Annotated in this window: 18 protein-coding genes; 7 read left to right on the forward strand and 11 right to left on the reverse strand. The window is 69.1% G+C overall.

The genetic code is table 11. The features are described from left to right. The first annotated feature begins 25 nt into the window (after positions 1-25). From boxB to AC1D2O_RS22130, 3 genes are all read left to right on the forward strand, one after another. A complete protein-coding gene (gene boxB / locus AC1D2O_RS22120) occupies positions 26-1,453 on the forward strand; it encodes a benzoyl-CoA 2,3-epoxidase subunit BoxB (protein WP_478087919.1) in 1,428 nt (475 codons plus the stop codon). A gap of 187 nt (positions 1,454-1,640) precedes the next feature. Then, positions 1,641-2,921 (forward strand): benzoyl-CoA 2,3-epoxidase subunit BoxA, encoded by a 1,281-nt coding sequence (gene boxA / locus AC1D2O_RS22125; RefSeq protein ID WP_478157917.1) that lies wholly within the window; start codon positions 1,641-1,643, stop codon positions 2,919-2,921. A 75-nt stretch (positions 2,922-2,996) separates the two neighbouring features. Continuing rightward, the gene (locus tag AC1D2O_RS22130) at positions 2,997-3,434 is read left to right on the forward strand and encodes a MaoC family dehydratase (RefSeq protein WP_478087923.1); all 438 of its coding nucleotides are present in this window, start codon (positions 2,997-2,999) and stop codon (positions 3,432-3,434) included. A gap of 34 nt (positions 3,435-3,468) precedes the next feature. On the opposite strand, the gene AC1D2O_RS22135 is transcribed toward AC1D2O_RS22130, so the two are convergent. After that, entirely contained in the window at positions 3,469-4,104 is a 636-nt protein-coding gene (locus AC1D2O_RS22135; protein ID WP_478087925.1) for a response regulator, read from the reverse strand. Next, on the reverse strand, positions 4,101-5,186 hold the full coding sequence (locus AC1D2O_RS22140) for a PAS domain-containing sensor histidine kinase (RefSeq protein WP_478087927.1): 1,086 nt from the start codon (positions 5,184-5,186) through the stop codon (positions 4,101-4,103). Before AC1D2O_RS22140 ends, AC1D2O_RS22135 begins: the two co-directional genes overlap by 4 nt. A 265-nt stretch (positions 5,187-5,451) precedes the next feature. Here AC1D2O_RS22140 and AC1D2O_RS22145 point away from each other — a divergent pair, with 265 nt between their 5' ends. Then, a complete protein-coding gene (locus AC1D2O_RS22145; protein WP_478157918.1) occupies positions 5,452-7,680 on the forward strand; it encodes a DUF6351 family protein in 2,229 nt (742 codons plus the stop codon). Positions 7,681-7,709: 29 nt separating this feature from the next. Next, a complete protein-coding gene (locus AC1D2O_RS22150) occupies positions 7,710-10,007 on the forward strand; it encodes a DUF6351 family protein (protein ID WP_478087931.1) in 2,298 nt (765 codons plus the stop codon). A 21-nt stretch (positions 10,008-10,028) separates the two neighbouring features. Here AC1D2O_RS22150 and AC1D2O_RS22155 read toward each other — a convergent pair whose 3' ends face one another. Both AC1D2O_RS22155 and AC1D2O_RS22160 read right to left on the reverse strand, forming a co-directional pair. Continuing rightward, positions 10,029-11,654: a mechanosensitive ion channel family protein gene (locus AC1D2O_RS22155; RefSeq protein WP_478157919.1), complete on the reverse strand. Its 1,626-nt coding sequence runs from the start codon at positions 11,652-11,654 to the stop codon at positions 10,029-10,031. A gap of 19 nt (positions 11,655-11,673) precedes the next feature. Then, positions 11,674-11,832, reverse strand: coding sequence for a hypothetical protein (locus tag AC1D2O_RS22160; RefSeq protein WP_478157920.1), 159 nt, complete (start codon positions 11,830-11,832; stop codon positions 11,674-11,676). Between the two features lie 111 nt (positions 11,833-11,943). On the opposite strand from AC1D2O_RS22160, the gene AC1D2O_RS22165 reads away from it, so the two are divergent. Further along, positions 11,944-13,968, forward strand: coding sequence for an acetoacetate--CoA ligase (locus AC1D2O_RS22165; protein ID WP_478087935.1), 2,025 nt, complete (start codon positions 11,944-11,946; stop codon positions 13,966-13,968). Positions 13,969-14,217: 249 nt separating this feature from the next. On the opposite strand, the gene AC1D2O_RS22170 is transcribed toward AC1D2O_RS22165, so the two are convergent. From AC1D2O_RS22170 to AC1D2O_RS22195, 6 genes are all read right to left on the reverse strand, one after another. Beyond that, positions 14,218-14,616, reverse strand: a complete 399-nt coding sequence (locus AC1D2O_RS22170; RefSeq protein ID WP_478086454.1) for a phage holin family protein — start codon at positions 14,614-14,616, stop codon at positions 14,218-14,220. A gap of 64 nt (positions 14,617-14,680) precedes the next feature. Continuing rightward, on the reverse strand, positions 14,681-14,962 hold the full coding sequence (locus AC1D2O_RS22175) for a hypothetical protein (RefSeq protein WP_478086456.1): 282 nt from the start codon (positions 14,960-14,962) through the stop codon (positions 14,681-14,683). 130 nt (positions 14,963-15,092) lie between these two features. Continuing rightward, a complete protein-coding gene (locus AC1D2O_RS22180) occupies positions 15,093-15,362 on the reverse strand; it encodes a hypothetical protein (RefSeq protein ID WP_478086457.1) in 270 nt (89 codons plus the stop codon). 66 nt (positions 15,363-15,428) lie between these two features. Next, on the reverse strand, positions 15,429-16,847 hold the full coding sequence (locus tag AC1D2O_RS22185) for an 8-oxoguanine deaminase (RefSeq protein ID WP_478086458.1): 1,419 nt from the start codon (positions 16,845-16,847) through the stop codon (positions 15,429-15,431). 1 nt (position 16,848) lies between these two features. After that, the gene (locus AC1D2O_RS22190; RefSeq protein WP_478086460.1) at positions 16,849-18,264 is read right to left on the reverse strand and encodes a nucleobase:cation symporter-2 family protein; all 1,416 of its coding nucleotides are present in this window, start codon (positions 18,262-18,264) and stop codon (positions 16,849-16,851) included. Positions 18,265-18,388: 124 nt separating this feature from the next. Beyond that, a complete protein-coding gene (locus AC1D2O_RS22195; protein ID WP_478086461.1) occupies positions 18,389-19,291 on the reverse strand; it encodes a LysR family transcriptional regulator in 903 nt (300 codons plus the stop codon). 86 nt (positions 19,292-19,377) lie between these two features. On the opposite strand from AC1D2O_RS22195, the gene AC1D2O_RS22200 reads away from it, so the two are divergent. Further along, positions 19,378-20,025 (forward strand): hypothetical protein, encoded by a 648-nt coding sequence (locus AC1D2O_RS22200; RefSeq protein WP_478086462.1) that lies wholly within the window; start codon positions 19,378-19,380, stop codon positions 20,023-20,025. On the opposite strand, the gene AC1D2O_RS22205 is transcribed toward AC1D2O_RS22200, so the two are convergent. Further along, positions 20,022-20,600 carry a hypothetical protein gene (locus tag AC1D2O_RS22205; protein ID WP_478086464.1) on the reverse strand — a complete coding sequence of 193 codons (579 nt, stop codon included), beginning with the start codon at positions 20,598-20,600 and terminating at the stop codon, positions 20,022-20,024. The genes AC1D2O_RS22200 and AC1D2O_RS22205 overlap by 4 nt on opposite strands. Positions 20,601-20,695 lie beyond the last annotated feature (95 nt).

Here is a 20,695-nt window from a genome sequence, read left to right on the forward strand (position 1 = left end):
AACGAACTCCCAAAGGAAGCACGCCATGAGCACGGTCAACTACAGCGAAAAGATCCCCAACAACGTCAACCTCGGCGAAGACCGCACGCTGCAGCGCGCGCTCGAAGGCTGGCAGCCCAACTTCGTCAACTGGTGGGACGACGTCGGCCCGGATGGCTCGACCGCCTACGAGGTCTACCTGCGCACGGCGGTCAGCGTCGACCCGCAGGGCTGGGCCCAGTTCGGCCACGTGAAGATGCGCGACTACCGCTGGGGCATCTTCCTGAACCCGGGCGACGCCAACCGCGAGATCCACTTCGGCGACCACAAGGGCGAGAAGGCCTGGCAGGACGTGCCTGGTGAGCACCGCGCCAACCTGCGCCGCATCATCGTCACGCAGGGCGACACCGAGCCGGCCTCGGTCGAGCAGCAGCGCCACCTGGGCCTGACTGCGCCCAGCATGTACGACCTGCGCAACCTCTACCAGATCAACGTGGAAGAGGGCCGCCACCTGTGGGCAATGGTCTACCTGCTGCACAAGCACTTCGGCCGCGACGGCCGCGAAGAGGCCGAGGCGCTGCTGCAGCGCCAGTCGGGCGATGCCAACAACCCGCGCATCCTGGGCGCCTTCAACGAGAAGACGCCCGACTGGCTGGCGTTCTTCATGTTCACCTACTTCACCGACCGCGACGGCAAGTTCCAGCTGTCGGCGCTGGCCGAGAGCGCCTTCGATCCGCTGGCGCGCACCACCAAGTTCATGCTGACCGAGGAAGCGCACCACATGTTCGTGGGCGAGAGCGGCGTGTCGCGCGTGCTGCAGCGCACCGCGCAGGTCATGAACGAACTCAAGACCGACGATCCGCAGAAGGTGCGTGCGGCCGGCGCCATCGACCTCGGCACCATCCAGCGCTACCTGAACTTCCACTACAGCGTGACCATCGACCTGTTCGGCGCCGACCAGTCGAGCAACGCCGCGATCTTCTACAGCTCGGGCCTGAAGGGCCGCTACGAAGAAGGCAAGCGCACCGACGACCACGTGCTCAAGGGCCAGACCTACAAGGTGCTCGAGGTGGTGAACGGCCAGCTCGTCGAGAAGGACGTGCCGATGCTCAACGCGCTCAACGAAGTGCTGCGCGACGACTTCATCAAGGACTCGGTGGCCGGCGTGCAGCGCTGGAACAAGGTGCTCGAGAAGGCCGGCATCCCGACCCGCCTGACCGTGCCGCACAAGGCATTCAACCGCCAGATCGGCGCGCTGGCCGGCATCAAGATGTCGCCGGACGGCCGGGTGGTGAGCGAGGCCGAATGGGCCGCGAAGAAGGGCGAATGGCTGCCGACGCCCGATGACTTTGCTTTCGTGGCATCGTTGATGGGCCGGGTGGTCGACCCGGGCAAGTTCGCCGGCTGGATCGCGCCGCCGGTGATGGGCATTAACCGTCAACCTGTGGATTTTGAGTACGTTCGCTTCGGCTGAACTGTTGCTCGCCCCCAGGTTGCCCGGCACTTCGTGTCCGGGCGCCCACCCCCTACCGGGGGCAACACCAGCGGCCTGGCCACGCCAGCTCCGCGGTGTTTCACGAAGGGGCCGGCGCTATGCGCGGCCGGGGCGGTACAAGTACCCTGAACGGTATGGACCGTCTGGACGATAGAGGAGACCCACGATGGACATGGCAGTCGATGTTTCTGTGATCAGGCAGCACCTGATCGACCCCGAGATCTGCATTCGCTGCAACACCTGCGAAGCCACCTGCCCGGTCGATGCGATCACGCACGACGACCGCAACTACGTCGTTCGTGCCGATGTCTGCAACGGCTGCATGGCCTGCATCTCGCCGTGCCCGACCGGCTCGATCGACAACTGGCGCACCATGCCCCTGGTGCGCGCCTACTCGATCGAGGAGCAGCTGACCTGGGACGAGCTGCCGGCCGAACTCACGCCCGAGCAGCTCGAGGCCGAAGGCGTCGGTGCGCCACAGGAGGCGCTGCTGCAGCAAGTGCCGGCCGCGCCGCCGCAGCCGCCAGCGGCGCCCGGCGAAGTGGTTTTCGATTCGGCGCAGTACGGTTCCACCGTGCCGCCCTGGTCGGCCGCGCACGCCTACACCAACCTGCATCCGCCGAAGAATCCGACCACCGCCACCGTGGTGGGCAACTTCAACTGCACCGAGGCCGGCTTCGAGAACCAGACCCACCACATCGTGCTCGACTTCGGCGCCATGCCGTTCCCGGTGCTCGAGGGCCAGTCGATCGGCATCATCCCGCCCGGCACCGATGCCAACGGCAAGGCGCACTTCGCGCGCCAGTACTCCATCGCGAGTCCGCGCAACGGCGAGCGGCCGGGCTACAACAACATCTCGCTGACCGTGAAGCGCGTGCTGGAGGACCACCAGGGCAAGCCGGTGCGCGGCGTGGCCAGCAACTACGTGTGCGACCTCAAGGTCGGCGACAAGGTGCAGGTGATCGGGCCTTTCGGCGCCTCGTTCCTGATGCCGAACCACCCCAAGTCGCACATCGTGATGATCTGCACCGGCACCGGCAGCGCACCGATGCGCGCCATGACCGAATGGCGCCGGCGGCTGCGCAAGAGCGGCAAGTTCGAGAGCGGCAAGCTGATGCTGTTCTTCGGCGCCCGCACGCAGCAGGAGCTGCCGTACTTCGGTCCGCTGCAGACGCTGCCCAAGGACTTCATCGACATCAATTTCGCCTTCTCGCGCACGCCGGGAAGCCCCAAGCGCTACGTGCAGGACCTGATGCGCGAGCGCGCCGCCGACCTGGCCGAATTGCTCAAGGACGGCCAGACCCACTTCTACGTCTGCGGCCTCAAGAGCATGGAAGAGGGCGTGGTGCTGGCGCTGCGCGACGTCGCGACGGAGGCCGGTCTGGACTGGGACACGGTCGGCTCGGGCCTCAAGCGCGAAGGCCGCCTGCATCTGGAGACATACTGAGACCTTGCGGGACAGACCAAGAAACTGCGCAGCAGTTTTTGCTCTGTCCTCAACTGACCAGAAAGAACTGCCACGATGAAGTTCGCCGACTTCCATGCGGGCCGCGTCATCGAGGCCGGCCCGTACCTCGTGACCGAGGCGGAAGTCCTGCAGTTCGCTCGGGCCTACGACCCGCAGTGGTTCCACACCGACGCCGAGGCGGCGTCCGAGGGGCCCTTCGGCGGCCTGATCGCGAGCGGCTGGCACACCAGCGCGATCGCGATGCGGCTGGTCACCGAGGCGGCGCTGGCCGGCTCCGAATCCTTCGCCTCGCCGGGCCTGGCCTTCCTCAAGTGGCCGAATCCGGTGCGCCCGGGCGACAGCCTGCGCCTGCTGGCCGACGTGATCGAGGTGCGGCGCTCCGAGAAGCGGCCGACGCTGGGCATCCTGCGCTGGCGCTGGCGGCTCTTCAACCAGCGCCAGTTGCCGGTGCTCGACCTCGAGGCGACCAGCCTGTTCAGGCTGCCGGCCTGATCCCCGCCACGCAGGCCGATCCCGCCCGGGCGCTTCAGTCGAGCAGGCCGTTGTGCACCGCGTACTGCACCAGCTGCGCGTTGGAGGCGACCCCCAGCTTCTCGAGGATCCGCCGCCGGTAGGTGCTCACCGTCTTCACGTTGATCAGCAGCCGTTCGGCGATCGCGGTCAAGGCCTCGCCCGCGACGATCATCCGCATGATCTGCGACTCGCGCGCCGACAGGTGCTCGTGCGGTCGCGGATGAGGCGCCAGGCCGTTCACCGAGTCGAGCAGCGCGTCGGTCACCGCGGGGGTGATGAACTTCTTGCCCCGGTTGACGTTGCGGATCGCCGCGATCAGGTCGCTCGCCTCCATGTCCTTGGCCACATAGCCCTTGGCGCCGTTGCGCAGCGCCCGGATGGCGTACTGCGGCGCCGCGTACATGCTCAGCATGACGACGTGCACCGCCGGGAAGCGCGCATGGACCGTGTCGAGCACGTCCAGCCCGCTGGTGTCGGGCAGGTTGATGTCGAGCAGCAGCACGTGGGTGTCGCCGCGCTCGAGCAGCGCGAGCCCGTCGCGCCACTCGCCGGTCTCTTCGACCCGCGCGATGTCCGGCGCATCCTGAAGCACCTTGCGCAGGCCCGAGCGGAACATCGCATGGTCGTCGATGATCAGCACGTTGATCATGCGCGCAGCAGCGGGTTGTCGATGATCGGTGCGTGCAGCGTGATCCGGGTGCCGGCGCCCGGGGCGGAGTCGATCAGCAGGGTGCCGCCGATCTCGTGCGCGCGCTCGCGCATGGAGATCAGTCCGAGCGAATGGCGGGTGGCGTCGTGCCGGATGCTGCCGGCGCCGGGCATGCCGCAGCCGTTGTCCTCGATCTCGAGCCAGAAGGCGTCGTCGCTGCGGCGCAGGCGCACCGCCACGGCGGTCGCCCTGGCATGGCGCGCCACGTTGGTCAGCGCCTCCTGGAAGATCCGGTAGACCGCGATCGAGCGCCAGCGGCACAGGTCGAGATCGAACTCGTCCGGCTGCATGCTCACCTTGAGGCCCGAGCGCTCGCGGAAGCGGGCCAGGTGGCCCGCGATCGCGGCGTGCAGGCCCAGGTGGTCGAGCAGCTGCGGGCGCATCGATTCCGACAGCTCGCGCACGTTGTCGATGGCTTCGAGCAGCAGCGCGTTCAGGTCCGTCGCAATGCCGCGGATGGTGCGCGAGCGCGAGCGGCGCGAGATGCGCCCGACGTCGAGCTTCATCGAGGTCAGCAGGCCGCCCAGCACGTCGTGCACCTCGCGCGCGTAGTCGGCGCGCTGCTGTTCGCGGATGCTGTTGAGGTGCGAGGCGAGCTGGCGGTACTCCTGCCGCGACTGCTGCAGCTCGGCATCGCGCTGCACCTGGGCGCTGACGTTGACGCCGACCCCCACGATCGCCGGCTGCCCGCGGTACTGCATGGCCTCGCCGTGCACTTCGATGTAGACCACGCGGCCGTCGCGGTGCAGGCCCTGCGTGATGAAGCGCATGCTCTTCACCTCGCCCGAGATGCGCCGGTTGTAGCGGTCCATCACCTCCGCCTCGTAGTCGGGCGGCACGCACTCGCGCAGCGGGCGTCCGGTCATCTCGTCGACCGAGTAGCCGGCCATTGCGCCGAAGGTCGCGTTGGAATACTGGAAGTGCTCGTCCTGCAGGATGTAGATCCCGGCCACGGACTGCTCCACGATCCCGCGAAACGGAACGGGTTCGATCCCGCTTGTATCAAGGGGTTCGTGCGTCATGGTGTTTTGCGCCCACCGGTCTCCCGGCGCACGCAGCCTTGTCTCCGATTGTTTTCTATCTAGTTAATCCATTGTGCCGCCTCGGACTGCGGCTCGCATCCGCGTTAAGCCGTAGACGCGTCGGTAGTTCCCCTGGGGCCGGGGCCCGTTTATCTGACACGAACTTCCCGTTGATCTGACTGGTCGTTGGAGCGCGCTCTCACTAGCATCGGACGGCGTGCCGCCTCTGGCGCGCGCCCACAACGAGAACGACGGAGACAAGCGAATGAACGAGTGCTGGAAGCAGGCGCGGCTCGCGGCTGCCTGGATGGGGGTCGCCTTGACCGCGGTGGCGCTGGTCGCGTGCGGTGGGGGCAGCAGTGGCGGCGCGGGCCTGTTCAGCCCGCCCGCAACGCAGACACCGGCGGCCTCCGGCGCCGGCGGGGTGCCGACCGCCGCCCCGGTCAGGCCGGGTCCGGGCACGCCGGTTGTCCCGGAATCCGGTACGCCGCGGCCCGAAGTCTCGCTGGCGGGCCTCAAGTTCTGGCTCGGCGAAATGGGGCCGTCCGGCGAAACGGCCTTCAGCGGGCCGCAGCAGCAGCCCTTCCTGTGCCTGACCCAGCTGTCGAGCCTCGGCGCGCCCGAGGTCGACAACCACGAAGGCATCGGCCAGCCGATCTACCAGAAGCCAGGCGACGCCAGCAGCCCCTTGCTTGGCCACAGCCGGTACTGCGGCGTGAAGACCCAGTTGCGCTACGTCTACTACAACGGCAGCGACTTCGCGGCCTTCGATCCGGCGACCCAGTTCACCACGCCGCCGGCCGACATGCGGCGCGTGCAGGTCAACGGCGTCGACGTGCCGTTCGTCGTGCGCGTGGAGGCAGGCACCATCAACCGCTTCGCCTACAGCGTGGCGATGCTGGCGCCGTTCGCGGAGACCACCGCGCAGCCGAAGGACCTGGACAACACGGCCTGGAACAAGAAGCTTGTCTACTGGATGCGCGGCGGCGTCGGCATCGGCCACCAGCAGGGCAAGGCGATGTGGTTCGGCGGCCTCTGGAGCGAGGAGAAGCCGGTCATGCCGCGCCTGCTCGAGCAGGGCTATGCGGTCGTTTCTTCCTCGGGCAACGAGACCGGCGTGCACTACAACCTCCAGCTCGGCGAGGAAACGGCCGTGATGGTCAAGGAGCACTTCGTCCAGACCTATGGGGCGCCCAAGTACACGGTCGCGATGGGGATCTCGGGCGGCGCGGTGCAGCAGTACGTCTATGGCCAGAACCGGCCCAAGGGCCTGTTCGATGGGGGCGTGCCGATCCAGTCCTATCCCGACATGGTGACGCAGGTGACCTACGTGTCCGACTGCTCGCTGCTCGAGCAGTACTTCAAGGACGAGACGGCGCTGGCCCCGGGATCGATGTGGGCCACCTGGAGCAGTCGCACGCTGATCGAGGGGCTTGCGACCAGCGACACGCTGAAATCTTCCGAGTGCGTCAAGAGCTGGCTGGGCGCCGGGCCGCTGGTCTTCAATCCGACCTTCATCGTTCCTGACTATTTCGCTGCCGCGACCACCCTGGGCTGGCCCAACGCCTTCGCCAACGTCAAGTGGACCCACTGGAACGACCTGGCCAACATCTACGGCACCGACGCCCAGGGCTTCGCGCCGATCCCGATCGACAACGTCGGCGTGCAGTACGGGCTGCAGGCGCTGAAGGACGGCGCGATCACGACCGAGGAGTTCCTGCGCATCAACGCCTGTGCCGGCAGCTGGAAGGAACAGAACGAATTCGTCGACTGGCTGTCTGGCACCGACCCCTTCGACAGCCGCAACATGCGGCGCAGCGCGGACTGCCGCACCGACGCGGGCACGCCAGCGCCGCGCCGCAGCGGCAGCCTCAAGGCGATGAACCTGGCCTACACCTCGGGCCAGGTGTTCACCGGCAAGACGCTGGACATCCCGCTGATCGACCTGCGGCCGTGGAAGGAAGACGTGCTCGACATGCACAACTCCCGCCAGTCCTTCTCGGCCCGCGCCCGACTGGTGGCCGGCGGCGGCAATGCCGCCAACCAGGTGATCTGGTTCACGCACGAGACCAGCAAGGCCGACGTGGCCACGCGGGCGACGGATGCGCTCGCGGTGCTCGACGCCTACCTCACGAGCGGCGCCAGGCCGGCACGCTTCGCCGACCAGTGCTTCGACGCGGCGGGCCAGTCCATCGCGGCCGGCCCCGGGGTGTGGGGCGGCATCCTGGACAAGAACAGCGCGGGTGCCTGCACCCAGGCCTTCAAGGTCAACACCAGCCCGCGCATGGTGGCTGGCGACTCGTACCGTGGCGACCTGTTCAAGTGCACGCCCAAGCCGGTCGCCACGGCGCTGGCCGACGGCACCTACGCGCCGAGCGCGGGCGGCGCGGCCGATCCGTTCAGCACGGCCGAGAAGGCCTGGCTGAACCGGATCTTCGCCGCCGGCGTCTGCGACTACGCCAAGCCCGACCTGGGCCGGCCCGCGGGCCTGTGAGCCCGAACGAGAACGACAAGGAGACCTCGATGAACCCCGTGAAACGCGACGCCCGGCTGCGGCCCCCTCTCCTGGCAGTGCTCGCCGGCAGCCTGCTGCTGGGCGCGCTGGCCTCCTGCGGCGGGGGCAGCAGCGGGAGCTCCGCCGTCGGCCTGCCTCCGGCCAGCACCGTCGCCCCGCCGCCGGCGGCCGCCGGTGGCGTTTCCGACCCGGTGAAGACCACGCCGGGGGCGCTCAAGATCGCGGTCCTGTCGAGCCGCCCCGACCTGGTCAGCGGCGGCGATGCGTTGGTCGAGGTCGACGTGCCGAAGGGGCTGGATGCCGCCGAGGTGCGTGTGCTGCGCGATGGCACCGACGTGAGCGCGATGCTGAAGGCCTCGGCCGATGGCCGCACGCTGCGCGGACTGGTGTCGGGCCTGGCGCTCGGGAGCAACCAGCTGGTCGCGCAGGCCGGCCCGGGCAAGGCCCAAGGCGAGCTCACGCTCACCAACCATCCGATCACCGGCCCGATGTTCTCGGGCCCGCAGCTTTCGCCCTTCGAGTGCCGCACCTCCGAGTCCGGCCTGGGCGCGCCGCTGGACGCGAGCTGCTCGGTCGCCACGCGCTACGACTGGTTCTATTTCACGGCGGCCGGCGTGCGCAAGCCGCTGGGCGACCCCTTGGGCGCGCGGCCGGCCGATCTGGCGACGGCGACGACGATCGACGGCAAGACGGTGCCCTTCATCGTGCGGGTCGAGTCCGGCACCATCAACCGCTCGATCTACCGCATCGCGGTGCTCGACGACCCCGCCGTCGCCGGCCAATGGAACAGCGCCGGCTGGAACCAGCGCGTCGTGTTCCGCTTCGGCGAGTCGACCGCCGCCCAGTACAACCAGGGCGCCAGTTCGGTGAACGAGGCCTTCAAGGCCGATCCCGTCGACCAGCAGAGCGTGAAGGCGCTGGAGCGCGGCTTCGCCTACGTGGTCTCGACGCTGAACGTCAACAAGGTGAACGTCAACGACGTGGTCGCCGCCGAGACCGCCACCATGCTGCGCGAGCACATCGCGAAGGCCTACGGCGTGCCGCGCTGGGTGGTCGGCATGGGGGGCTCGGGCGGTGCGATCCAGCAGATGCTGATCGCGCAGAACTATCCGGGCATCCTCGACGGGATCATGCCGGACTCGGCCTTTCCGGATGTCTTCGGCACCGCGATGGCGGTCTCGGACTGCCGGCTGCTGAACCGCTACTTCATCGCCAACCCACCGGCCAGTTCCACGGTGCGCAGGGCCTTCGAAGGCCACCTGAACACGCCCTTCGGCATCACCTGCGCCAGCTGGGACAAGGGCAACGGCGACGCCGTGCTGGCCACCAGCGGATCGGTCACGCCGGCCTGCGGCCTGAACGACGGCACCAAGGTCTACAGCCCGCTGACCAACCCGGCGGGCGCGCGCTGCACGGTGTACGACATCAACGCCAACAGCCTCGGGCGCGACCCCGCGACCGGCTTCGCGCGCCGTCCGCTGGACAACGTCGGCGTGCAGTACGGCCTCGACGCGCTTCGCAAGGGCCTCGTCACCACGACCGAGTTCCTGGACCTGAACGAGACCATCGGCGGCTACGACGTCGACGGCAACATCGTGAAGCCGCAGCGCACGGTGGCCGACGCGCAGGCGCTGGCGCGAAGCTATGAACTGGGCCGGATCGGCTCGGGCGGCGGCGGCCTGGCGACGGTGCCGATCCTGAGCGTGCATCCCTACGCCGAGCCCGGCGGCGACATCCACACGATCTACAACGACATCAAGATCCGAGAGCAACTCCAGAAGGCCAACGGCCGCGCCGACAACCAGGTGATCTGGCTGTTCCCGCACCCGGACCTGGCCAAGCTGGTCGGCAAGCCGGAGCAGGTCCTTCCGCTGTCGCTGCTGTTGAAGGACCTGATCCTCACCCGCCTCACGCTCATGACGTCCTGGCTGGACGGCATCACCGCCGACCCGGCCACGCTCACGGCCGACAAGGTGGTGCGGCACAAGCCGGGCGACGCGGTCGACTCGTGCTGGGACGTGAACGACAGCGCCCGCTACATGGAGGCGGCCACCATGAGCGGCAGCGGCAAGTGCAACACGCTCTATCCGAAGACCCCGGCGCCGCGCATGGTGGCGGGCGGCCCGGTGAGCGACGACGTGCTCAAGTGCCAGCTCAAGCCCGTGGACGTCGCGGACTATGCGCCGGCGGTGTTCACCGGGCCCGAGGAGGCGCGGCTGAAGGCGATCTTTGCGCAGGGCGTGTGCGACTTCAGCAAGCCGGGCGTGGGGCAGGCCAAGCTGAAGGGGACCTGGCTGCGCTACTGATGCCCCCACGCTCCGCACTGCTCACTGCGCAGGCGGCGGCCGCCAGTCCTCCTTGGCCACCAGCACCGGGGTGGCGGGCTGGAGCACGAAGTTCGGCGACATGATCTGCACGCCGTACTCGTTGAAGACGTCCTGGACGTGGCCGTGCAGCGTGTTGAGCACGTCGTACTTGGGCGCCCCCGCGCGCATGAAGACGTTGAGCTCGTACTCGACGTAGAAATCCTGCAGCCGCACCTGCCGCACCGCGGGCGGCGGATCGGCCAGCAGGTCAGGGGTCCGGCCGGCGGCCATCACGAGCATGGCATGCACCTGGCGCCAGGGGCTGTCGTAGCCGATCGTGACCGAGGTGGACAGCGCGATGCCGCGGCCGCTGGTCCTGCTGGTGTCGCTCGAATTCAGGATCCGGGTCGCGACCACCAGCGAGTTGGGCAGCGTGACCTCCTGGTCGAGGCGGTTGCGCAGCTTGGTCGAGAGCGTGCCGAGCTCGATCACGTAGCCCTCGGCCTCGCCGATCTGCACGTAGTCGCCGGGCTGCAGCGCCCGCGAATAGATCAGCACGAAGCCGGACATGATCTGCGACACCACGCCGGACGAGCCGAGCGTCACCAGCACGCCGAAGAACACGCTCAGGCCCTTGAACGCATCGGAGTCGGACCCCGGGATGAAGGGATAGGCGACCACCGCCGCGAACAGCCACACCAGCACCACCGTCAGCCGCCGCGTGGCGCCGATGGTGTCGGCCTGCAGCGCCGCGACCTTCACGCCGCTGGCGTGCGCGGCATTGAACAGCGCATGCAGGCCGCGCACCACCAGGTGCGCCATCAGGAAGATCGCAGCGACCAGCGCCAGGTCGGGGAGCGCGTGCAGCACCGCGACCGCGATCCCCGAGGCCACCGCGAACAGCGAGCTGTCGAGCGTCTCGCCCCATGGATGGGTGTAGGGGAAGCGGGTCAGCGCGTAGGCGAGCCAGACGTACACCGCCATCAGCATCAATGCGAACTTGAGCCACTGGATCGCGTAGCCCAGGGCCGACACGATGACCCGGCGAGCGTGGAACAGGGGCCGCGCGGCCGCGCGTGCGTGCAGGGCCTGCATCCGGGCCTCGATGCCGGCGGCCAGCCGCCGCAGCGCGAACACCACCGCCGCGAGGGCCGCCGTGGCGAGGGCGACCCAGCCGAGCGAGATCGCGAACTGGCGCGTGCTGCTCTGCGCCTGCCGTGCGAGCAGGGCCTCGTGCAGTCGCGCGGCGGCCTGCGCAGCGACCTGCGCCACCCCCGGATCGCCCGGCTCCAGATCGCTGGCAAAGATCGCGAACAAGGTCCCGCCTTCGAGCATCACCGCATAGCCCGGCACGCCTTCATGGGTGAAGCTCGCGACCTCGACGGGCGCGCCCAGGCTTTCCAACCGGAGCTCGCGGATGCGCTCGGTGGCGCGATGGGCGCGCTGCTGCGGCGAGAGGCCGAACATCGGCACGCGGAAGACGAAGACCTGGCGATTCCACACCTTCAGCGAAGCGCTCGTGGGCGCGGCTTCCTGGGCCGCGCCGGCGCCCGCCGCCGCGGTCAGGAGCCAGGCCAGCAGCAAGACGGCCCGGCGCAGGGGCGCCCCGAGATGGGCGACGAAACAGAAGAAACGAATAAGAGCCATCCCGGGTGCCAAGCGAGCCTCAACGGGCCTGCAGCGTTGCAGTCCCGAACTGTGCCAGGAGGGCCGGCGCCGCTGTGGTCGCCGCCGCCTTGGGTTCCTTCGGTTTCGGCTCGCAGCCAGCGAGCGCCGCCGTCGCCAGGCAGATGGCAATTGGAAGTGCAAGGCTTCGATGCGTCATGGTTGCTCCTTGTGAACCGGCAGAAAGTACACCACGATCGGCCGGCCCGGACAAGGCGCGCGGTGCTTTCCCGCATTGATGCGCCGGCGCCCGCCGCGTTAGGCTGCGGGGGTGAACCCAACAACCCCCGCCCCCTTCGTTCCCCGGATCCGCCTGTACCAGGAGTGGCTGCGCGACACGCGCGGCCTGAGCTTCGACACCTATGACGCGCTGTGGCGCTGGTCGGTCACCGACCTGCCGGCCTTCTGGCAGAGCATCTGGGATTTCAGCGGCATGCAGTCGCCGACGCCGGCCAGCGCCGTGCTGGCCGAGGCGCGCATGCCCGGCGCGCGCTGGTTCCCGGGCGCCCAGGTGAACTACGCACGCGAGGTGCTGCGCCATGTGGACGCGGCGCATGCGGCGGGCATGCCGGCCGTCATCAGCGAGAACGAGCGGGGCGAGGTGCGCGAGATGTCCTGGCCCGAGCTTCGGCGCCAGGTCCATGCCTTCGCGCTGACGTTGCGCGCGCTCGGCGTCGGGCGCGGCGACCGCGTCGCGGCCTACCTGCCGAACGTACCGGAGACCTTGATCGCCTTCCTGGGCTGTTCCAGCGTCGGTGCGATCTGGAGCGTCTGCGCGCCGGACATGGGCACCGCCGCGGTGGTCGACCGATTCCGCCAGATCGAGCCCAAGCTGCTGATCGCCGCCGACGGCGTGCATTACGGCGGCAAGCCGCTGGATCGCAGCGCCGTGGTGCAGGAACTGCGCGCCTCGCTGCCCAGCGTGGGCCGGCTGGTGCTGCTGAAGACGCCTTACGCCGCGCAGCAGGTCGCGGCCGATGCCGACTGGACCGCCGCCGTGGCGCGCGACGATGCCGAGGTCGCGGCCTTCGAGCCCGAATGGCTGCCCTTCGACCACCCGGTCTGGATCGTCTACTCGAGCGGCACCACCGGCCTGCCCAAGCCGATCGTGCACGGGCAGGGCGGCATCATCGTCAACATGTACGCCGGCGGCCTGCATCACGACTTGGGCCCGAGCTACAGCGCCAACAACTTCGGCGAGCGCTACCACTGGTACAGCTCGACCGGCTGGGTGATGTGGAATTCGCAGCTCTCGGGCCTGGCTTTCGGTTCGACCATCTGCATCTACGACGGCCACCCGGCCGGCAGCCGCGAGAAGCCCGACTGGGGCGTGCTGTGGCGCTTCGTCGCCAGGCACCGGGTCAGCTTCTTCGGCGCCGGCGCGGCCTATTTCGCCAGCTGCATGAAGGCCGGCCTCGAGGCGAAGGACTGCGGCGATCTCGCGGGCGTCCGGGCGCTGGGCAGCACCGGCTCCCCCTTGGCCGAGGAGGTGCAGCGCTGGGGCACAGCGCAGCTGCTGGCGGCCGGCGCGCCCACGGTCTGGTGGTACAACATTTCCGGCGGCACGGATTTCTGCGGCGCCTTCGTCGGTGGCAACCGCGAGTTGCCCGAAGTTCCGGGCCAGATGCAGTGCCGCTTCCTAGGCGCCGCGGTCGACGCCTGGAACGAGGCCGGCCAGCCCGTGATCGGCGAGGTCGGCGAGCTCGTCTGCACGCAGCCCATCCCGTCGATGCCGCTGCGCTTCTGGGGCGACGAAGGCAACGCGCGCTATCTGTCGAGCTACTTCGACACCTACCCCGGCGTCTGGCGCCACGGCGACTGGATCCGGATCGGCGAGGACGGCGGCTGCATCATCTACGGCCGCAGCGACGCCACCATCAACCGCCAGGGCCTGCGCATGGGCACCAGCGAGATCTACAACGCGGTCGAAGGCCTGCCCGAGGTGCTCGACTCGATGGTGGTCGACCTCGAATACCTGGGGCGCGAGAGCTACATGCCGCTGTTCGTGGTGCTGCGCGAGGGCGCGGTGCTCGACGACGCCCTGCGCGGCCGGATCCACCACGCGATCCGCACCTCGCTGTCGCCGCGCTTCGTGCCCGACGACACCTTCCAGGTGGCCGAGATCCCGCGCACGCTGTCGGGCAAGAAGCAGGAGCTGCCGATCAAGAAGCTGCTGCTGGGCCAGCCGATCGAGAGGGTCGTGAACCGCGAGGCAATGGCCAACCCGGCCAGCCTCGATTGGTACGTCGCGTTCGCGGAACAACGCTCGCCCCCAGGTCGGGCTCACTGCGTGTAGCCCTCCCACCCCCTACCGGGGGCAACACCAGCGGCCCGGCGAAGCCGGTTCCGCGGTGTTTCACCAACGGGCCTGGCTGCGCCGGCCGGGGGAACACCGTCGCCATCGCTGTGTTTGTTCTTCGGCTGCGCGCAGCGCGCCTGTTCGTGGGCAGTCGCGGAACCGGCTTCGCCGGGCCGCTGACTGCGCCCCCGGTAGGGGGTGGGCGCCCGGACACGAAGTGCCGGGCAACCTGGGGGCGAGCAACAATCAGAGCCAGTTGCCGCTCGAGGGCATCTGGATCGCGTCCGGGCCGCTCGTATCGACCAATGCACCGAGGAAGACGCTCAGCAGCGCAATGAAGATGCTCGCGAACATCGCGGTCCAGAAACCCGAGACCTTGAAGCCGCGCACCAGCGCCGACACCAGCAGGATCATCAGCGCGTTGATCACCAGCAGGAACAGGCCGAAGGTCAGCAGCGTCAGCGGCAGGGTCAGCACGATCAGCAGCGGCTTGACGACGGCGTTGGCGAAGCCCAGCAGCAGCGCGGAGATCACCAGCGATCCGGTGCTTTCGAACGTGATGCCGCGAAAGATGTAGCTCGCCACCCAGAGCGAAAGGGCGGTGATGGCCCAGTGCAGCAGGAAGGGCGCCAGGGAGTTCAGCATGTAGCGGCTCGCGGTTTCGGGAATGGAGCCGCGATCATATCGGCGGCCGCTGCGGGCGGCGCCGTCAGGCCCGATGGCGACGGTTCGAGAGCTTGGTCAGCAATTCGTCGGCGACCTCGAACGCACGATGTTCCATGACGGCCACCGGGTAGCTGCCGAGGCGCAGGCGGTCGTAGATCACGGTCGCATAGCTGAACTCGGCGCCCAGGGCCGCCGCCGCGTCCTGCAGGCATTCGGCGACCGAAGGCAGGCCTTCGCGCGTGTAGCGGCGGGTGCCATCGCCGATGCCGACGTACGCGTTGAAATTGCCGTCCTTGCGTGTCGTGATCTCGACCTCAGGTTGCATGACTCACTTTTCCCATAACTTCATTCGTCGGTCCGTCCGCCGGAGCGGAACCCTCGACCATACAAAGAGACGCGCGGTTGCGCTATCACGGAAAACGGTGAGTGAGCGAGGTCCGATCGGCGGCGGCGCCTTAGAGGTCGGCGAAGTCCGAGTTGCCGCTGTGGTCCCGGGACTGCCACTCGGCGAGCCAGAGTTCCACGCGCGTCGCCACGCGGTCCAGCGCCACCTTGCGGTCGCTGTCCAGGTTGGACAGCAGCATGCGGCAGCGCAGCACGCCGTTCTCGTGGAGCTCCGCGAGGCCGCCGTGGGACTGGTCTTCGCCGCGCTTGAACTGGAGGTTGAAGGTCCAGCCTTCGGGCAGGGCCAGCGAGAGTTCGAGGCGGCAGTCTGGTTCGTCCATCGGGGTTCCTGGCCCCGGGCTTGGGGCCAGGACAGCATACCCCTGCGCGGGCACCGCGTTCCGGCGTCAGATCACATGCGGGTGGCGTGCCCTGTCGTACAGCGTGCGGGCCAGTTCGCGGTGGCGCTCGAGCAGGGGGGCGAGTTCCAGATCGGCAAAGCGCCCATCGCGGATCCGCACGCGGCCGTTGATCACGTTCAGTGCCGCGGCGCCCGGCTGGCAGAACACCAGTGCGGCCACCGGGTCGTGGCCGGCGCCCGCGTGCGCGACCCCGCGCAGGTCGAACGCGACGATGTCGGCCGACATGCCCGGCGCGAGCGAGCCGATGTCGTCGCGGCCGAGCACGCGGGCGCCGCCGAGGGTGGCGATCTCCAGCGCCTCCCGGGCGGTCATCGCGGCCGGGCCGAAACCCACGCGCTGCAGCAGCATGGCCTGGCGCGCTTCGCCCAGCATGTGGGCGCCGTCGTTCGAGGCGCTGCCGTCGACGCCCAGGCCCACCGCCACGCCGGCGCGCCGCATGGCGCCGATCGGCGCGATGCCCGAGGCCAGCCGCATGTTCGAGCACGGGCAATGGGCGACGCCGGTACCGGTGCGGCCGAAGAGGGCGATGCCGGCCTCGTCGAGCTTGACGCAGTGGGCGTGCCAGACGTCGCGGCCGACCCAGCCCAGGTCCTCGGCGTACTCCGCCGGTGTCATGCCGAACTTCTCGCGCGAATAGGCGATGTCGTTGTCGTTCTCGGCCAGGTGGGTGTGCAGCGAGACGCCGCGCTCGCGCGCCAGCTCGGCCGACAGCCGCATCAGGTCGCGCGAGACCGAGAACGGGGAGCAGGGCGCCAGCACGATGCGGCGCATCGCGTGGCGCGAGGGGTCGTGCCAGCGGCCGATCAGGCGCTCGCTGTCGCGCAGGATCGCGGCTTCGGTCTCGACCACCTCGTCGGGCGGCAGGCCGCCGAGGCTTCGGCCCACGCTCATGCTGCCGCGTGCGGCGTGGAAGCGCATGCCCATCGCGTCGGCGGCCTCGATCGAGTCGTCGAGCCGGGCGCCGTTCGGAAACAGGTAGAGATGGTCGCTGGTCGTGGTGCAGCCGGAGAGCATCAACTCGGCCATCGCGGTCTGCGTCGAGACCCGGATCATTTCGGGCGTGATGCGGGCCCACAGCAGATACAGGCTGGTGAGCCACCCGAACAATTCGGCATCCTGCGCTTCGGGCACCGCGCGCGTGAGGCTTTGGTACATGTGGTGGTGCGTGTTGACCAGCCCGGGCATCACGACGTGGCCGCGCAGGTCGATCGCCTCGGCCCGGCCGCTGGCCAGCGCCTGGGCGTAGACCGCCGGCAGTTCGGCCGTGGCGCCCACCCAGGCCACCGCCGGGCCCTCGGTCACGACCGCGCCGTCGGGGATCTCGCGCCGGGCGGCGTCCATGGTGACCAGCACGTCGGCGTGGCGCAGGATCAGCGGGCGCGAGGCTGTCGCGGAAGTGTTCATGTCATTCGGTTCCGTGTGAAGTTCCGGCGGCGAGCGCCAGCGCGCGCTCCTTCGACAGCACGCCGTTGTAGAAGAGGTTCAGCAGCACCGCCACGCAAGTTCCGAGCACGATACCGCTGTGCGTGAAGGGATGGGTCCAGGCCGGGAAGTGCTGGAAGAAGTTGGGCGAGAGCGTCGGCACCAGCCCGAGGCCGATCGAGATCGCGATCACGTGCAGCGCATGCCGATTCTGGCTGTAGTCGATCGATCCGAGGATGCGCACCCCGGTCGCCGCCACCATGCCGAACATCACGATGCCCGCGCCCCCGAGCACGAAGGTGGGCACCGAGGCCACGATGTGCGCCACCTTCGGGAGCAGCGCGAGCGTGATCAGGAACAGGCCCGCCAGCGCGGCGACGTAGCGCGAGCGCACGCCGGTCACGGTCACCAGCCCGACATTCTGCGAAAAGGAGGTGTAGGGAAAGGTATTGAAGACGCCGCCGATCACGGTGCCCAGGCCGTCGGCGCGCAGGCCGCGCGTGAGCGCATCGGACGTGATCCGCCGCCCGGTGATGGCGCCGAGTGCCAGGAGCATGCCGGTCGATTCGACCAGCGTGATCAGCATCACGATGCACATCGAGACGATGGCGCCGAACTCGAAGCGCGGCAGGCCGAAATGGAAAGGCGTCGTGATCGCCAGCCAGCCGGCCTCCTCGAGGCCGTCGAAGTGCATGCGGCCGAGTGCCAGCGACAGCACGACGCCGGCCAGGATCCCGAGCAGCACCGAGATGTTGGCCACCAGGCCGCGGCCGAAGCGCGAGAGCACGATCACCACGGCCAGCACGACGGCGGCGATCGCCAGGCCGGCCGGATCGCCGTAGGCCGGGTTGGCCGCCGCATGGGGAACACCGTCGATGACCGTGGACTGCGTCGGCTGGCCGCCGGCGGCCCAGTGGATCGCCACGCCCATCAGCGAGACCCCGATCAGCGTGATCACGGTGCCGGTCACCAGCGGTGGGAAGACTCCGAGCAGCCGGCCCATCAGCGGGGCCACCGCGATGCCGAAGAGGCCGGCCGCGATCGTCGCGCCGTAGATCGCCGGCAGGCCGAGCGAGGGATCGATGCCGATCGCGATCATCGGCCCGACCGCCGCGAAGGTCACGCCCATCATGACCGGCAGGCGGATGCCGAAGCACCAGACGCCCAGTGCCTGCACCAGGGTGGCGATGCCGGCGGCGAGCAGGTCGGCGTTGACCAGGAAGGCGATGTCCGACTTCGACAGCCCCAGCGCGCTGCCGACGATCAGCGGCACGGCGATGGTGCCGGCGTACATCACGAGCACGTGCTGCAGGCTCAGCGCTGCGCAGCGGGGAAGGGGAATCTTCTGGTCGACCGCGTCGCTGTCGGGGGCTTGGGTCGTCGATGGCGTGGCAGGCATAGGGGACCTTTCTGGGTGCGTCGAGAGGCTGGATGCGGCCGCAGTCTAGGCAGCGAGGACGTGCACACGCAAAGTCATTGTTTCGATCATGTTGTCCACAAAAAGTGGACAGGCCGCGCTGCGCTCAGGGTGCCAGCAGACCGTCGAGGCAGCGGATGATCTGCCCGGCCAGCAGGCCCGAGGCCGGCTCGGGCTCGCCGCCGGCGCGCGTCACGAGCTTGAGCGTCTGAGGCGACAGGCCGGTGTCGCGCAACGGCACGAAGACCAGGGAGCCGGCACGGCGTTCCTCGTCGATGTCGAGCCGGTTGAGCAGCGCGATGCCGGCGCCCTGAACCACTAGTCGCCGCATCAGCGCGGTCGACGTGGTCTCGATGATCGGCGAGACGCTGATCGCCGAGCGCCGGAATGCACCGTCCAGGATCGGGCGCAGCGAGAGCGTGGGCGAGGGCAGGATCAGCGGGTGGCCGACGCACTCCGAGAGCACCGTGGTGGCTTGCGCGGTCAGCGGATGGCCGGGCGGAACGACGGCGCCGATCGGCCATTCGCTCGTGAACAGGGTTCGGAAACCGGCGCTTTCGGGAACGTCATAGGCCAGTCCGAGGTCGGCGTCGCCGTCGCGCACGCTTCGCAGGACCGCTTCGATCGGCAGGTCGAGCAGCCGCAGCCGGATGCCCGGATGGGCGGCACGGAAGCGCTGCGCCACCATCGGCAGGAAGGCGCCTGCCAGGCCCGCCATCGTCGCCAGCGACGTCTCGCCGTCGCGCAGGCCGCGCACTTCCTCGATGCGCTGGCGCACGGCGTCGAAGTCCCGCAGCGTGCTGCGCGCATGCGCGAGCACGATTTCCCCGACCGGCGTCAGCTTGAGCGAGTTGTGAATGCGATCGAACAGCGGCGCCCCCAGCGCCTCCTCGAGATTGAGGATCTGCCGGTTGACCGCCGTCGGCACAACGTGCAGCTGCTCGGCGGCCTTGCGGATCGAGCCGGCGCGAACCACCTCGACGAAATAGCGGACGACCTTGGCGTGCATGGTGGCGCGGATTCTGCACGAGCCGGCGTGCCGTATTTTTTCGCACGCCCCCTGTTCAGGTGCTGCGCCGCTGCCGATAGCTTGGGGTGGACACACCGAGCAACCCTCATTCCGGCGAGCCGGGCTACCGCATCCTGATGCGCGAAGGGTGCAGGTTGGTCTATGGCCACATGCCGCTGCCGGAATTCCTGGCGCTGATGAAGCAGGCCCACGACACCGAGCTGCTGCACGCCGGCCTGGCGCGCATGCTGGACGCGACCGCCGTCATCGGCAGCCCCGCGGCGCTGGCGCGGCTGCGCCTGCGCGAGACGCCCGCCGCCATCGAACGCATGCGCGCCCAGTTGGGCCGGGCTGCGCTGCGCCTGGACCCGCACTCGTTGCGCTGGCTCGCGGCCGGCGAGCAGGGGCCCGCGAGCCTCGGGCTGTTCGTGCTGCTGACCGGCGTACGGCCGCGCCACTATCGGCAGGCGGCGCCGGCGCTGCCGCGCGACGCGGGCGCATTCCGGCGTTGCCGGCTCCTGATCGAGCAGGTGCCGGCGCTGCGCCACGCGTTGCCGCTGCTGGCGCAGCGCGTCGCCGAGCCCGGCGTGGCGGAGTGGGCCGCGCTCGCGCAGGCGTGGGAGGACCTCTGCACCCAGATGGACCACGAGGCGCCGGACTGGCGAGAGGGTCCGTTCAAGGCCCCCGGCGTGACCGCGATGCTGGCCTGCTTTCGCGAGCTCGAGCTCGCTTAGGGCCGGCGGGCCGTCGGTGGGCGCAGCGGCAACAGCCAGCAGCGCTTGCGCCGGATTCTTGCCGCGGCCAGGCGTTCACGTTCGCCGTAGGCGGTCCGCTCGGATTCGAGCGTCGCCCCCAGCGCGGCCAGATTGGCCTGGTTGTATTCCCAGGCGGCGGCGACCACGAAATGCCCGATCCGCCCGGCGTCCGGCTTGGGCGTGATCACGATGTGGCTGGCGCCCATCGCCTGCAGCAATTCGGAGCGCTCGGCCGCGAGCGTGATGCCTTCGCTGTAGCTCTCGATGTCCCGGTTCAGGCAGAGCCGCACCAGCGTCACGGTCGAGAAGCGCTCGGCGATGAACGCCATCAGCTCGAGCAGGACCATCCGGCCGATCTTCAGGCCGTGGAGGCGCTGGGCCTCTTCGGTGCGGGAGGGCGTGAAATGCTCGATGCGGATCTCGGTGCCGCCACGGCTCACCGGCACCGGATCCAGGGTGCCGAGGTGTTGATCGCCGTAATGCACGAGCATCGGGCCGCCGAGGACGCAGGTTTCCAGGGCGGGTCCTGTAACGCGCAGGCTGTGGGTGCTCATGCTTGATTGTTGAGCCGGGGGCGCCATTCGAATCGGTCGAACAGCGCGGTGTTTGCCCCATCAGATCGCGCGGCTACTCGGTGCGGGCTACAGTC

The organism is Variovorax sp. P1_G12 (assembly GCF_056405555.1).

Bases quoted from the DNA above. Each gene is read 5' to 3' on its own strand.
- boxB (WP_478087919.1), top strand. From the start codon at position 26: ATGAGCACGGTCAACTACAGCGAAAAGATCCCCAACAACGTCAACCTC.
- boxA (WP_478157917.1), top strand. From the start codon at position 1,641: ATGGACATGGCAGTCGATGTTTCTGTGATCAGGCAGCACCTGATCGAC.
- AC1D2O_RS22130 (WP_478087923.1), top strand. From the start codon at position 2,997: ATGAAGTTCGCCGACTTCCATGCGGGCCGCGTCATCGAGGCCGGCCCG.
- AC1D2O_RS22135 (WP_478087925.1), bottom strand. From the start codon at position 4,104: ATGATCAACGTGCTGATCATCGACGACCATGCGATGTTCCGCTCGGGC.
- AC1D2O_RS22140 (WP_478087927.1), bottom strand. From the start codon at position 5,186: ATGACGCACGAACCCCTTGATACAAGCGGGATCGAACCCGTTCCGTTT.
- AC1D2O_RS22145 (WP_478157918.1), top strand. From the start codon at position 5,452: ATGAACGAGTGCTGGAAGCAGGCGCGGCTCGCGGCTGCCTGGATGGGG.
- AC1D2O_RS22150 (WP_478087931.1), top strand. From the start codon at position 7,710: ATGAACCCCGTGAAACGCGACGCCCGGCTGCGGCCCCCTCTCCTGGCA.
- AC1D2O_RS22155 (WP_478157919.1), bottom strand. From the start codon at position 11,654: ATGGCTCTTATTCGTTTCTTCTGTTTCGTCGCCCATCTCGGGGCGCCC.
- AC1D2O_RS22160 (WP_478157920.1), bottom strand. From the start codon at position 11,832: ATGACGCATCGAAGCCTTGCACTTCCAATTGCCATCTGCCTGGCGACG.
- AC1D2O_RS22170 (WP_478086454.1), bottom strand. From the start codon at position 14,616: ATGCTGAACTCCCTGGCGCCCTTCCTGCTGCACTGGGCCATCACCGCC.
- AC1D2O_RS22175 (WP_478086456.1), bottom strand. From the start codon at position 14,962: ATGCAACCTGAGGTCGAGATCACGACACGCAAGGACGGCAATTTCAAC.
- AC1D2O_RS22180 (WP_478086457.1), bottom strand. From the start codon at position 15,362: ATGGACGAACCAGACTGCCGCCTCGAACTCTCGCTGGCCCTGCCCGAA.
- AC1D2O_RS22185 (WP_478086458.1), bottom strand. From the start codon at position 16,847: ATGAACACTTCCGCGACAGCCTCGCGCCCGCTGATCCTGCGCCACGCC.
- AC1D2O_RS22190 (WP_478086460.1), bottom strand. From the start codon at position 18,264: ATGCCTGCCACGCCATCGACGACCCAAGCCCCCGACAGCGACGCGGTC.
- AC1D2O_RS22195 (WP_478086461.1), bottom strand. From the start codon at position 19,291: ATGCACGCCAAGGTCGTCCGCTATTTCGTCGAGGTGGTTCGCGCCGGC.
- AC1D2O_RS22205 (WP_478086464.1), bottom strand. From the start codon at position 20,600: ATGAGCACCCACAGCCTGCGCGTTACAGGACCCGCCCTGGAAACCTGC.